The organism is Streptomyces axinellae (assembly GCF_039532135.1).
In the GTDB taxonomy this organism is placed as follows: domain Bacteria; phylum Actinomycetota; class Actinomycetes; order Streptomycetales; family Streptomycetaceae; genus Streptomyces; species Streptomyces axinellae.
Map to the genome: position 1 here is coordinate 131,831 of NZ_BAAARJ010000015.1, position 13,537 is coordinate 145,367.

Below are 13,537 nucleotides of genomic sequence, written 5' to 3' on the forward strand. Positions count from 1 at the left end.
GGTATGAGTCCGATCCTCGCAGACATGCTCCAGCTCGTCGCGCTCGTGGGCGCGCTCGCGCTGGTGTACCGCCCGCTCGGCGACTACATGGCCGCCGTCTACAGCTCCGGGAAACACCTGCGCGTCGAGCGGCTGATCTACCGCTGCGTCGGCGCCGACCCGCGTGCCGAGATGCGCTGGCCCGCCTACCTCCGCGCCGTCCTGGCCTTCTCGGCCGTGGGCGTGCTGTTCCTGTACGCGATGCAGCGCTTCCAGGACAAGCTGCCGATGTCGCTGGGCTTCAAAGCCATCGCTCCTGATCAGGCGTTCAACACCGCGGCCTCGTTCGTGGCCAACACCAACTGGCAGTCGTACGCGGGTGAGTCGGCCATGGGCCACCTCACGCAGATGGCCGGCCTGGCGGTGCAGAACTTCGTCTCGGCCGCCGTCGGCATGGCCGTCGCCATCGCGCTGGTGCGCGGCTTCGCCAGGTCGCGTACCGGCGAGCTGGGCAACTTCTGGTCGGACATGGTGCGTGGCACCATCCGGATCCTGCTGCCGATCGCCTTCCTCAGCGCGATCGTGCTGGTGGCGACGGGAGCGATCCAGAACTTCTCCGGCATGCACGAGGTGAGCACCCTCTCCGGCGGCACCCAGCACATTCCGGGCGGGCCCGTGGCCTCCCAGGAGGTCATCAAGGAGCTGGGCACCAACGGCGGCGGCTTCTTCAACGCCAACTCCTCGCACCCGTTCGAGAATCCCGACGGCTTCAGCAATCTGCTGGAAGTCTTCCTGATCCTCGTCATCCCGTTCTCGCTGACCCGCACCTTCGGCAAGCTGGTCGGCAACGTGCGCCAGGGCTACGCGATCCTCGCCGCGATGGGGATCATCTGGCTGGGCGCCACCCTCGTGATCACCGCTTCCGAGTACGCCCACCCAGGTGCGGCGGCCCAGCTGGCGGGCGGTGCGATGGAGGGCAAGGAACAGCGGTTCGGCGAGGGCAGTTCCTCGCTGTTCGCGGCGGCGACCACCATGACCTCCACCGGCGCGGTCAACTCCTTCCACGACTCCTTCACCGCGTTCGGCGGCGGGATGACCCTCCTCGGCATGATGCTCGGGGAGATCACTCCCGGAGGCGTGGGATCCGGGCTCTACGGCATGCTCATCATGGCCGTCGTCGCCGTCTTCATCGCCGGGCTCATGGTGGGGCGCACCCCCGAGTACCTGGGCAAGAAGATCGGGGCCCGGGAGATCAAGTTCGCGGCTGCCTACATCCTCGTCACGCCCGCGCTCGTGCTGAGCGGCACCGCGCTGGCCATGGCCCTGCCCGACGGTGAGAAGGCCATGACCAATGTGGGGGCCCACGGCTTCACCGAGGTCCTGTACGCCTACACCTCGGCGTCCAACAACAACGGCAGCGCGTTCGCCGGATTCGGCGCCGATACGCCCTACTTCAACACCACCCTCGGGCTGTGCATGATCCTGGGCCGCTTCTTGCCCATGGTGTTCGTGCTCGCCCTCGCGGGGTCCCTGGGCAGACAGACGCCCGTGCCCGCGACGGCCGGGACGCTGCGCACCGAACAACCCCTCTTCTCCGGAATGCTGGTCGGCTCGGTTCTGATCATCACCGGTCTCACCTTCTTCCCGGCCCTCGCTCTGGGGCCGCTCGCGGAGGGACTCTCCTGATGAGCACTGCAACACCCCTACGTACCGGGTCCGGAGACGGTCCTGGCGACGGCCACGGACACGGACCCGGGCAGGAACACGGACATGGCCACGGACACGGGGACGGCGCGTCCGCCGCGCGGTCCGCGCCGGACGCCTCCCCCGCCGCGGGCGGACCGGTGGGCGGCGGTCTCTTCGACCCCGCGCAGCTGGTGAGGTCACTGCCGGAGGCGCTGCGCAAGCTCGATCCGCGGGTGATGGTCACATCGCCGGTGATGTTCGTCGTCGAGGTCGGCTCGGTGCTCACCACCGCGCTGGCCGTGGCCCATCCCGGCGACTGGTTCGGCTGGGTCATCACGGCGTGGCTGTGGCTGACCGTGGTGTTCGCCAACCTCGCCGAGGCTGTTGCCGAGGGCCGGGGCAAGGCGCAGGCCGCCACCTTGCGCAAGGCCAAGACGGACAGCGTGGCGCGCCGTCTGACCGGCCCCGGGGGCCCCGGGGAAGGCCGGCCCGGCGCGGGGGAGCCCGGAACCGAGACCGTGCCCGGCACCGACCTGCGCGTCGGTGACCTGGTCGTGTGCGAGGCGGGCGACCTGATCCCCGGTGACGGTGACGTCATCGAGGGTGTCGCCTCCGTGGACGAGTCCGCCATCACCGGTGAATCGGCCCCGGTCATCCGGGAGTCGGGCGGTGACCGCAGCGCGGTCACCGGGGGCACCAAGGTGCTCTCCGACCGCGTCGTCGTACGGATCACCACCAAGCCGGGCGAAACCTTCATCGACCGTATGATCGCCCTGGTCGAGGGTGCCGCGCGGCAGAAGACGCCGAACGAGATCGCGCTCGGCATCCTGCTGGCGTCACTCACCGTCGTCTTCCTGCTGGCGGTCGTCACCCTCCAGCCGTTCGCCGTCTACGCCGGTGCCGAACAGTCCCTGACGGTGCTCACCGCGCTGCTGGTCTGCCTCATCCCGACGACGATCGGGGCGCTGCTTTCGGCCATCGGCATCGCGGGCATGGACCGGCTGGTCCAGCGCAATGTGCTGGCCACCTCCGGGCGCGCGGTCGAGGCCGCGGGAGATGTGTCCACGCTGCTGCTGGACAAGACCGGCACCATCACCCTCGGCGACCGCCAGGCCGCGGCGTTCGTTCCCGCGCCGGGCGTCGCCGAGGCGGCCCTCGCGGAGGCCGCACGGCTCGGCTCGCTCGCGGACGAGACACCCGAGGGGCGCTCTGTCGTCACCCTTGCCGCGGAGCGCCACGGTCTGGGCGCGCCCGCGGGACACAAGAGGCCCGAGAGGCCCGAGGGACAGAAAGGGGCTGAGGGCCCTGACCGGTCCGAGGGGCGTGCGGAGGAGCTGACGGACGCGGTGTTCGTACCGTTCACGGCGCAGACCCGGATGTCCGGGGTGGATACCGCCCGCGTCAAGGTCCGCAAGGGCGCGGCCGGTTCGGTCTGCGCATGGGTGGAGCAGCAGGGCGGCACGGTCGGCGCCGAGGTCCACCGCACGGTGGCGGAGATATCCGAGGCGGGCGGCACTCCGCTCGTCGTCGGGATCGAGGACGGCGAGGGGGCGCGGGCGCTGGGCGTCATCCACCTCAAGGACGTCATCAAGGACGGGATGGGCGAACGCTTCGCCGAACTGCGCCGGATGGGCATCAGAACCGTCATGATCACGGGCGACAACCCGCTGACGGCCAAGGCCATCGCGGACGAGGCGGGCGTGGACGACTTCCTCGCCGAGGCCACCCCCGAGGACAAGATGGCCCTCATCCGGCGGGAACAGGCCGGCGGCCGGCTGGTGGCCATGACCGGGGACGGCACCAACGACGCCCCCGCGCTGGCCCAGGCCGATGTCGGCGTGGCCATGAACACCGGGACCTCGGCCGCCAAGGAGGCCGGGAACATGGTGGACCTGGACTCCAACCCGACCAAGCTCATCGAGATCGTGGAAATCGGCAAACAACTGCTGATCACGCGCGGAGCGCTGACCACCTTCTCGATCGCCAACGATGTCGCGAAGTACTTCGCCATCATCCCGGCGATGTTCGCCGTCGCCTACCCGGGTCTGGACAAGCTCAACATCATGGGTCTGTCCTCGCCCCAGTCCGCGATCCTCTCGGCGGTGATCTTCAACGCGCTGATCATCATCGCCCTGGTGCCGCTCGCGCTGCGCGGGGTGCGCTACCGCCCGATGAGCGCGGACCGGATGCTGCGGCGCAACCTCGGCATCTACGGGCTGGGCGGCCTCGTCGTCCCGTTCGTGGGCATCAAGCTGATCGATCTGCTCATCACTGCGATTCCGGGAGTGGGCTGAGCCATGCCGCATTCTTCCGGGGGACGCCCCCCGTACCAGCCCGACGCCTCCGCGCCGGACATCCCCGCGCCGGACAGCTCTCCCCGCCGGGCCCCGGCCCGGCACACCTCCGTCCGCAACAGCGGGCGGGTGCTCTGGGCCGCACTGCGGGCGCTGCTCGTCCTCACCGTCATCTGCGGCGTGCTCTACCCGCTGGCCGTCACCGGGGTCGCCCAGGCCGCCTTCCACGACCAGGCCAACGGCTCGCCCGTACGGGCCGGCGGCAAGGAGGTGGGCTCCTCGCTCATCGGCCAGAGCTGGAACCGGCCCGGATCGCACAAGCCCGATCCCCGGTACTTCCAGGGCCGCCCCTCCCACTCCGGCTACGACCCCCGGGCCACCGGCTCCAGTCAGCTCGGCGCCGATGACCCCCGGCTGGTGAAGGCGGTGCGCGAGGCGCGGCACCAGGTCGCCCGCTTCAACGGAGTGCCCGAGTCCCAGGTTCCCAAGGACGCCGTGACCGGCTCGTCCTCCGCGATCGACCCGCACATCTCGGCAGGCTACGCGCGCATCCAGGTGGCGCGGGTCGCGCGGGAGAACGGGCTCGCGCCCGGCGCGGTGCGGGAGTTGGTGGCCGCCCATACGGACGGGCGCGCCGCGGGGTTCCTGGGGGCTCCCCATGTGAACGTCCTGGAGCTGAATGTGGCCGTGCGCGAGGCCGCTTCCCGCTGAGGACGCCGTCCGCTGAGGCCGCCGTCCGCTGAGGACGCTGTCCGGTGCGGCGGTGACCGGACGGGCGCGGGCTTGGCCGGCGCCGGTCCGGACCGCCCGCCCGTCCGGCAGCGGCCCGGCGCCGGCCCGTCCGGTTCAGCGCGTAAGGAGTTGCGCCCCCGCCAGGAGGAAGGCGCCCACGGCGAAGTCGGCGGTCGTCTCGTAGGTGACGGGCTGACTGGATTCGGGGCGGTCGCCGACGCCTTGGACGTGGCCGAGGAAGCCGTCCGCGTGCAGCGCGGTGGTCACCAGGCCGTGCCAGGCGCGCGCGAGCACGGGTTCGTAGCTTTTCCTCGGCACCAGCCCCGCGCGCAGCGCGTACGCCGTGGCGTAGGCGAAGAACGCCGTGCCGCTGGTCTCGGGCCCTGGCAGGTGTCCGGGGTCGGCCAGGTTGACGTTCCAGAAGCCGTCCTCGCGCTGGACGGCGCGGAGAGCGGCGAGCAGCCGCACCAGCGTCCTGCGGTACTCCCTCGTGTGCGCGGCGCCGCCCGCCAGGGCGGTGAGGGTCTTGACGTGACCGGCCGCCACCCACCCGTTGCCCCGCGACCACAGCACCGGATCGCCGCCGGGCGAGGCGATGCCGCCGGGTAGGAAGCGCTCGTCGCGGTACCACAGGCCGGTGGCGGGATCGAGCAGACCGGGGCCGCCCTGGACGCTCTTGGTGTGGGCGTAGAGCCGGTGCAGCTTGTCCGCGTACGCGGGCTCCCCGCGCAGCACCGCCAGCCGGGCGAACGGGGGCATCGCCATGTGGAGCGCGTCGTCCCACCACCAGTCGTCGTCCTTGCCGGGACGGTCGGTGAAGGTCATCCGGTGCACCGAGTCCTCGATGGCGGCGATCTTCGCCTCGTCGCGGGAGCCTTCGGCCTCGTACAGGTCGAGGTACGCCTGTCCCGCATTGTGATCGTCGGCGTGCCGGGTGGTGACACCCCCGTGCAGCGCGTAGTCGTGTTTCTCCGCCCAGGAGCGGGCGTAGGCGAGGTGACGGGCCCGACCGGTGACGCGGTGCAGGGCCATCAGGCCGCTGAAGAAGGTGGCGCGGGCCCACTGGTTGTCGCCGGGGTCGCTGTGGGCGGAAATCCAGTGGTCGGCGGCCCTGGTGACCGCCTCGGCGACCTCGTCCCGGGCCGGCGGCCGGAGGGGACGGCGGAGGCTGCCGGAGGCCGCGTGGGCGGGTGCGAGGAGCGGGGGGAGTACGGCCGGAGCGGCGGTGGCCGCGGCGCTCACCGCCGCGGCGCGCAGGAACAGCTGGCGTCGGTTCATGGGGGCGCCTCCGAGGATGACTGTTCCGAATGATGAACGCTGTTCTCTCACCTGACGCACAAGCATCATGCAGGGCAACGCGGGGCCGCGGAAACCCCGGTGTGCGGCCCTCCCTCTCGCCGCCACACGTTCCACGGGCCGCGGGGCCGCGCCTGCTGGCGCGTGGCCGAGCTGCGCGACGGCGCGCTCTGCGGAACGCTCCCGCGGCTCATACTTACGCAACTCTGACGGCCCGACCTCCGCTCCGGCGGAGGATCCCCGCGCGCAGCGGTGACAATGGACCCATGGCCTCAGCAGGAGCGCAGTCGCGGCGCGGAAAGCTGCGCATCTATCTCGGAGCGGCACCCGGTGTCGGCAAGACCTATGCCGTCCTGTCCGAGGCGCACCGCCGTATCGAGCGGGGCACGGACGTCGTCGTCGGCTTCGTGGAGCACCACGACCGCGCGCGCACGGAGGTGCTCCTCCACGGGCTGGAGCAGCTGCCCCGCCGCGAGGTGGCCCACCGGGGCGCGGTCTTCACCGAGATGGACACCGACGCGGTGCTCGCGCGCCGCCCCGCCGTGGCCGTCGTGGACGAGCTGGCGCACACCAACGCGCCCGGCTCGCGCAACGCCAAGCGCTGGCAGGACATCGAGGAACTGCTGGAGGCGGGCATCGATGTCGTATCGACCGTCAACATCCAGCACCTGGAGTCGCTGGGCGACGTCGTGGAGTCGATCACCGGCGTCCGGCAGCGAGAGACCGTGCCCGACGAGGTGGTGCGCAGGGCGGACCAGATCGAGCTGGTCGACATGTCGCCACAAGCGCTGCGCCGCCGCATGGCGCACGGCAACATCTACGCGCCCGACCGGGTGGACGCTGCCTTGTCCAACTACTTCCGGCCCGGCAACCTGACCGCGCTGCGCGAGCTGGCGCTGCTGTGGACCGCCGACCGGGTGGACGAATACCTCCAGCAATACCGCTCCGAGCACCGCATACGCTCCACCTGGCAGGCCCGCGAGCGCATCGTCGTCGGCCTCACCGGCGGCCCTGAGGGCGGCACCCTCATCCGCCGCGCGGCCCGCATGGCCGCCAAGGGCTCGGGAAGCGAGATCCTCGCCGTCTACATCGCCCGCGCCGACGGCCTCACCTCGGCCTCCCCCAAGGAACTGGCCGTCCAGCGCACCCTCGTCGAAGACCTGGGCGGCACCTACCACCACGTCATAGGCGACGACATCCCCGAGGCCCTGCTGGACTTCGCGCGGGGTGTCAACGCCACCCAGATCGTGCTGGGCTCCTCCCGCCGCAAGTCCTGGCAGTACATCTTCGGCCCCGGTGTCGGCACCACCGTCGCCCGTGATTCGGGGCCCGACCTGGACGTCCACATCGTCACCCACGACGAGGTCGCCAAGGGCCGCGGACTGCCCGTCGCCCGCTCCGGGCGGCTGGGCCGCTCCCGGATCATCGCCGGCTGGCTGACCGCCTTCGGCGCCCCGGCCCTGCTCACCTTCGCGATGCTGGCGTTCGACCCGGATGTGGGCTTCGCCAACGATGTGCTGCTCTTCCTGGTGCTGACCGTCGCCGCCGGGCTCGTGGGCGGGCTGCTGCCCGCGCTGGCCTCGGCCGCCGTGGGCTCGGGGCTGCTGAACTACTACTTCACCGCGCCCATCCACACCTGGACCATCAGCAGCCTGCGCAACGTGGTCTCCCTCGCCGTCTTCTTCGGCGTCGCCGTCGCGGTCGCCTCGGTGGTCGATCTGGCGGCCCGCCGCACGCACCAGGCGGCCAGGCTGCGTGCCGAGTCGGAGATCTTGTCCATGCTCGCGGGCAGCGTGCTGCGCGGCGAGGACAGCCTCGACGCGCTGCTGGACCGCGTCCGCGAGACCTTCGGCATGGAGTCCGTCGCCCTGCTGGAGCGCGCGGACGAGCGGGCCCCGTGGACCTGCGCGGGGAGCGTCGGCGCCGCCGAGGGCGGCAAGCGCCCGCTGACGCCCGAGGACGGCGATGTGGACATGCCCATCGGCGACAACATGATGCTGGTGCTGTGCGGCCGGGTGCTGCCCGCCGAGGACCGCAGGGTGCTGGCCGCCTTCGCCGCACAGGCCGTCGGCGTGCTCGACCGGCAGCGCCTGCTCGGCGAGGCCGAACAGGCGCGCGAGCTGGCCGAGGGCAACCACATCCGCACCGCGCTCCTGGCCGCCGTCTCCCACGATCTGCGCACCCCGCTCGCCGCCATCAAGGCGTCGGTCTCCTCGCTGCGCTCGGACGATGTGCAGTGGTCGGCCGAGGACGAGGCCGAACTGCTGAGCGCCATCGAGGAGGGCGCCGACAAGCTCGACAACCTCGTCGGCAACCTGCTGGACATGTCCCGCCTCCAGACCGGCACCGTCGCCCCGCTCATTCGCGACATCAGCCTGGAGGAGGTCGTCCCCAAGGCGCTCGGCGGCGTCCCCGAGGGCAGCGTGCGGCTGGCTGTCGCCGAGGTGCTGCCGCTGGTCGCCGTGGATCCCGGCCTGCTGGAGCGCACCGTCGCCAATCTCGTCGAAAACGCGGTCAAATACAGTCCCGACGACAAGAAGGTGCTGGTCAAGGCGAGTGCGCTCGCCGAACGAGTCGAGGTGCGGGTCATCGACCGTGGACCCGGCGTGCCCGACAGCGACAAGGGCCGCATCTTCGAGCCCTTCCAGCGCTACGGCGACGCACCGGGCGGCGCCGGAGTCGGCCTCGGCCTGGCCGTCGCCCGGGGCTTCGCCGAGGCCATGGGCGGCAGCCTGGAGGCCGAGGACACCCCCGGCGGCGGCATGACCATGGTCCTCACCCTGCGCGCGGCCCACGGGCGCCGTCCCGTACCGGCCGAGCCCCTTGCCCGCCCGGCCGGCGCGCCGCCCCGACGGCAGCGCGCGGGCACCTGAGCGGGCCCACAACGGAATCGAGAGGAAGACAGCATGCACCGGGTGCTCGTGGTCGATGACGAGCCGCAGATCGTCCGCGCCCTTGTGATCAATCTCAAGGCGCGCAAGTACGAGGTGGACGCCGCACACGACGGCGCCACCGCGCTGCGGCTGGCGGCCGACCGCCACCCTGACGTCGTCGTCCTCGACCTCGGCCTGCCCGACATGGACGGCGTGGACGTCATCCGCGGCATCCGCGGCTGGACCAGGGTCCCGATCCTCGTCCTGTCCGCGCGCCAGACCTCCGACGAGAAGGTCGAGGCGCTGGACGCGGGGGCGGACGACTACGTCACCAAGCCGTTCGGCATGGACGAACTGCTGGCCCGGCTGCGGGCCGCCGTGCGGCGGGCCGAGCCGCCCGCAGGCATGCCCGAGGACGCGGGAGTCATCGAGACCGACGACTTCATCGTGGACCTCGCGGCGAAGAAGGTGCATCGCCACGGCAAGGACGTCCGCCTGACCCCCACCGAGTGGCACCTGCTGGAGGTGCTGGTGCGCAACCCGGGCCGCCTGGTGAGCCAGAAGCAGCTCCTGAAGGAGGTCTGGGGCCCCTCCTACGGCACCGAGACCAACTACCTGCGCGTCTACATGGCCCAGCTCCGCCGCAAACTGGAATCCGACCCCTCCCACCCCCGCCACTTCGTGACGGAGGCCGGAATGGGTTACCGGTTCGAGAAGTAACCGGTTCAGGGGTGACGGTTTCCAGGGGTGGGCGGCCGGGCGGGCCGGTTGCCGGGGCGGAACGGACGGTCGCCGGCGCGAGGTGAGGCGGAGGGCCGTGGCGGCGGTACGCTGGGCCCCATGACTGGCGCCACCCGAGAGCAGCGGGGCCCCAACAACGGGCGGTTCCGGCGGTTCCTTGAACGGCTGTCCTCCTCGGAGGAGGACCTGCGCTCCGCGGAGCTGCGGGAGGAGGCCGAGGGTACGGGCTGCACCCGGATCTCCGAGTGCAGCGACCGCGACATGGTGCGCGTGACCGGTACGCTGCGCACCGTGACGCTGCGGCCACGCGCCGGAGTGCCCACTCTGGAGGCCGAGCTGTTCGACGGCTCGGCCCCGTTGGACGTCGTCTGGCTGGGCCGCCGCTCCATCGCGGGTATCGAACCGGGCCGCAAGCTGATCGTGTGGGGACGGATCACCGCCAGCCACGGCCGTCCCGTGATGTTCAACCCCAAGTACGAGCTGCGACCCCTCGGACAGGAGTAGCGGGTGACCCTCCCCGACAAGCGGACGCAACCGGACGAGCCGGTGCCCCCGGCCCATGAGGCCGAGCGGACCGAAGGAGCCGACGGCTCCGATGCGGAAGGAGCAACGCCGGAGGAGTCCGGGTCCCGGGCCGTGACCGAGGCCGCGCTGTTCGAAGCCTTCGGCGGTATCCGTGGCCTGGTCGAGACGACTGTGCCGGGCCTGGTGTTCATCGCGATGTACACGGTGAACAAGGACATTCGCATGGCCGCGATCACCGCGCTGGTGATCTCCGGTGTGATGGTCGTCTTCCGTCTGCTGCGCAAGGACACCGTCAAGCACGCCTTCAGCGGGATCTTCGGGGTCGGCTTCGGCGTGCTCTTCGCGATGATGACCGGCAACGCGAAGGACTTCTACCTGCCGGGCATGCTCTACACGCTGGGTCTGGCGCTGGCCTACCTCATCACGTCGATGGCGGGCGTACCGCTGCTGGGCGTGGTGCTGGGGCCGGTGTTCAAGGAGAACTTGTCCTGGCGCAAGCGGAACCCGGGCCGCAAGAAGGCGTACACAAAGGCGAGTTACGCCTGGGGCTTCATCCTGCTGGCCAAGTGCGCCATCCTCTTCCCGCTCTACCTCTGGGGCAACACCGCGCAATTCGGCTGGGTGACGGTCGCGTTGAAGATCCCGCCGTTCCTGCTCGCGGTCTACCTCACCTGGATCTTCCTGGCGAAGGCCCCGGCGCCGATCAACGTCATCGCGGAGATCGAGGCCGAGGCGGACGCCGCCAAGGCCGAGAAGGAGGCGGCGAAGGCCGCCACCGCCGAAGCCGGCACCGCGGGCCGCCACCGCCGCTGAGCGGAGCCCCTTCCGTTCCGGGCTCCGTAAACCGACGTCTCGTCCCACGGACCGGTCGGCCCCGTACCACGCGCCGTATCCGCGCTTCCCGGGCAGGGTACGGGGAAGACAAGACGGGTGGTGACCGGAGACGAGGCGGCGTGGGGTGCGAGATGGCACAGAGGGCGGAGCCCGGACAGTCCGGGCAGTCCGGACGGCGCGGAGCAGGACAGGCCGGAGCCGACCCCGACGGGCCTCCGGGGGCGCCGTACGCCTCCCGCAGGACAGTACTGGGCACCGCGCTGGCCGCCGTCACCCTCGCCACGGCAGGCGCGGTCACCGGCTGCGCCCCCTCCGCGGGCGGCGGAAGCACGGCGGACCAGGACCGCTCCCCGTTCACCGGAGGCGGCGAGAAGGGCGATCACGTACTCGCCGTGAAGATCGACAACGTCGGTCCGGCCCGCCCCCAGACCGGCCTCGACCAAGCCGATCTCGTGTACACGGAGGAGGTCGAGGCGGGCCTCAGCCGCATCCTGGCCGTCTTCGCCTCCCGGGTACCGGCCACTCTCGGCCCGGTGCGCAGCGCACGCGAGTCCGACCTTGAGCTGCTGCGCCAATTCGGCAGACCCGCGCTGGCCTTCTCCGGCGTCCAATCGAAGCTGATGCCCACGCTGGAGGCCGCCTCGCTGCGGCTGATCCCGCCCGGCAAGCTTCCCGAGGGCTATGAGCGCGACCCCGCCCGTCCGGCCCCGCACAACCTCTACCTGCGGGCCCGCACCGCCATGGACGCGGCCAAGGACGCCGCAGCGCCGCGCGACATCGGGTTCCGCTTCGGCCCGGCCCCGGAGGGCGGGCGCCGCGTCGGCGAGCACACCGTCCGCTATCCGGCGGCCCGTTTCACCTTCAACTGGTCGGCGGGGCGCCGCCGCTGGCTGGTCTCGATGGACGGCGCGCCCGCGCACACCCGCGGCGACGGGCGGCTCGCCCCGGCCACGGTCGTCATCCAGTACGTGACGGCCCGCGCCTCCCGCTTCCGGGACAGCGCGGGCAGCGTCACTCCGTACACCGAGACCGTCGGCCAGGGGAGAGCCCTGGTGCTGCGGGACGGCAAGGAGTACCGGGCGCGCTGGTCACGCCCTGCCGCGGACGCGGGCACCACCTTCACCGACAGCGACGGAAACCGGCTGCCCTTCGCACGCGGCCAGGTGTGGACCGCGCTGGTACCGAAGGACTGAGGGCGGGGTGCCCGCACCGTGGCGCCTCACGAGCGGGCCGAGAGCAACTCCTCCAACTGTTCCTCGCGGGCCGGAGCCGCCACGAACAGCAACTCGTCCCCGGCCTCCAGCACATCGTCCGGGTCCGGCGTCAGCACGCGGTTGCCCCGGATGATGGTGACCAGCGAAGTGTCCTCCGGCCAGCTCACATCGCCCACCCGGACGCCGGCCAGCGTGGATTCCGGCGGCAGCGTCAGCTCGACGAGATTCGCGTCACCCTGCGAGAACCGCATCAGCCGGACCAGATCGCCCACGCTGACGGCCTCCTCGACCAGCGCCGACATCAGGCGCGGGGTCGAGACGGCCACATCGACGCCCCAGGACTCGTTGAACAGCCATTCGTTCTTGGGGTTGTTGACCCGCGCCACCACGCGCGGCACCCCGTACTCGGTCTTGGCCAGCAGCGAGACGACGAGGTTGACCTTGTCGTCACCCGTGGCCGCGATCACCACGTTGCAGCGCTCCAGCGCCGCCTCGTCGAGCGAGGTGATCTCGCAGGCGTCGGCCAGCAGCCACTCCGCCTGCGGCACGCGTTCGACCGAAATGGCCGTCGGCGCCTTGTCGATGAGCAGGACCTCGTGGCCGTTCTCCAGCAGTTCGCCCGCGATGGAGCGGCCCACGGCACCCGCCCCGGCGATAGCAACCCTCACGAGCGTGCCTCCTCGGGCCCCACCGCGAACACTTCCTCCACACGCGCGACCTCGTCGCAGCGCATCATCACATGCACCAGATCGCCCTCTTGCAGGACCGTCCGCGAGGTGGGCAGGACCGCCTCGCCCAGCCGGGTGAGGAAGGCGATGCGCACCCCCGCATCCTCCTGGAGGCGGCTGACGCGCTCGCCGACCCAGGCGGGCGAGGTGTGCACCTCGGCGAGCTGCACCGTGCCGCTCGGGTCCCGCCACAGCGGCTCGGAGCCGGAGGGCAGCAGCCTGCGCAGCATCTGGTCGGCCGTCCAGCGCACGGTCGCCACGGTGGGGATACCGAGCCGCTGGTAGACCTCGGCCCGCTTGGGGTCGTAGATGCGGGCGGCCACATGTGCCGTGCCGAACATCTCCCGTGCCACCCGGGCCGCGATGATGTTGGAGTTGTCACCGCTGCTGACCGCCGCGAAGGCACCCGCCTCCTCTATCCCGGCCTCGCGCAGGGTGTCCTGGTCGAAGCCGACGCCCGTGACGCGACGGCCGCCGAAACCGGAGCCGAGACGCCGGAAGGCGGTGGGGTCCTGGTCGATGACCGCGACCGTATGGCCTTGTCGCTCCAAGGTCTGCGCGAGCTCTGCTCCCACTCGTCCGCAGCCCATGATCACAATGTGCAACGCCCGTCCCTTCGTCCCGTACAAGCGGGC

General features: G+C 71.4%; 11 protein-coding genes. 8 read left to right on the plus strand and 3 right to left on the minus strand.

The genetic code is table 11. From position 1 onward, the window contains the following. Positions 1-3 precede the first annotated feature (3 nt). Genes kdpA through kdpC form a run of 3 tightly spaced genes read left to right on the plus strand, consistent with a single transcriptional unit; the run spans position 4 to position 4,670 of the window. Positions 4-1,665, plus strand: coding sequence for a potassium-transporting ATPase subunit KdpA (gene kdpA, locus ABD339_RS22425; protein ID WP_344568209.1), 1,662 nt, complete (start codon positions 4-6; stop codon positions 1,663-1,665). After that, a complete protein-coding gene (kdpB, locus tag ABD339_RS22430; protein ID WP_344568210.1) occupies positions 1,665-3,959 on the plus strand; it encodes a potassium-transporting ATPase subunit KdpB in 2,295 nt (764 codons plus the stop codon). The genes kdpA and kdpB overlap by 1 nt, the downstream gene beginning before the upstream one ends. Before the next feature lie 3 nt (positions 3,960-3,962). After that, positions 3,963-4,670, plus strand: a complete 708-nt coding sequence (gene kdpC / locus ABD339_RS22435; RefSeq protein ID WP_344568211.1) for a potassium-transporting ATPase subunit KdpC — start codon at positions 3,963-3,965, stop codon at positions 4,668-4,670. Between the two features lie 135 nt (positions 4,671-4,805). Here the strand turns inward: kdpC and ABD339_RS22440 are convergent, their stop codons facing one another. Continuing rightward, complete coding sequence (locus ABD339_RS22440) at positions 4,806-5,969, minus strand: glycoside hydrolase family 88 protein (protein ID WP_344568212.1); 1,164 nt, start codon at positions 5,967-5,969, stop codon at positions 4,806-4,808. Between the two features lie 284 nt (positions 5,970-6,253). Here ABD339_RS22440 and ABD339_RS22445 point away from each other — a divergent pair, with 284 nt between their 5' ends. The 5 genes from ABD339_RS22445 to ABD339_RS22465 all read left to right on the plus strand — a co-directional run bounded on the left by ABD339_RS22445 (position 6,254) and on the right by ABD339_RS22465 (position 12,153). Next, positions 6,254-8,860, plus strand: a complete 2,607-nt coding sequence (locus ABD339_RS22445) for an ATP-binding protein (RefSeq protein ID WP_344568213.1) — start codon at positions 6,254-6,256, stop codon at positions 8,858-8,860. Positions 8,861-8,893: 33 nt separating this feature from the next. Further along, positions 8,894-9,580, plus strand: a complete 687-nt coding sequence (locus ABD339_RS22450; protein ID WP_344568214.1) for a response regulator — start codon at positions 8,894-8,896, stop codon at positions 9,578-9,580. Positions 9,581-9,700: 120 nt separating this feature from the next. Next, positions 9,701-10,105, plus strand: coding sequence for an OB-fold nucleic acid binding domain-containing protein (locus tag ABD339_RS22455; protein WP_344568215.1), 405 nt, complete (start codon positions 9,701-9,703; stop codon positions 10,103-10,105). Between the two features lie 3 nt (positions 10,106-10,108). After that, a complete protein-coding gene (locus tag ABD339_RS22460) occupies positions 10,109-10,939 on the plus strand; it encodes a DUF3159 domain-containing protein (RefSeq protein ID WP_425576061.1) in 831 nt (276 codons plus the stop codon). A 152-nt stretch (positions 10,940-11,091) separates the two neighbouring features. After that, a complete protein-coding gene (locus tag ABD339_RS22465) occupies positions 11,092-12,153 on the plus strand; it encodes a DUF3048 domain-containing protein (protein ID WP_344568216.1) in 1,062 nt (353 codons plus the stop codon). A gap of 26 nt (positions 12,154-12,179) precedes the next feature. Here the strand turns inward: ABD339_RS22465 and ABD339_RS22470 are convergent, their stop codons facing one another. After that, positions 12,180-12,842, minus strand: coding sequence for a potassium channel family protein (locus tag ABD339_RS22470; protein WP_344568217.1), 663 nt, complete (start codon positions 12,840-12,842; stop codon positions 12,180-12,182). Continuing rightward, complete coding sequence (locus tag ABD339_RS22475) at positions 12,839-13,507, minus strand: potassium channel family protein (protein ID WP_344568218.1); 669 nt, start codon at positions 13,505-13,507, stop codon at positions 12,839-12,841. The genes ABD339_RS22470 and ABD339_RS22475 overlap by 4 nt, the downstream gene beginning before the upstream one ends. Positions 13,508-13,537: the final 30 nt, after the last annotated feature.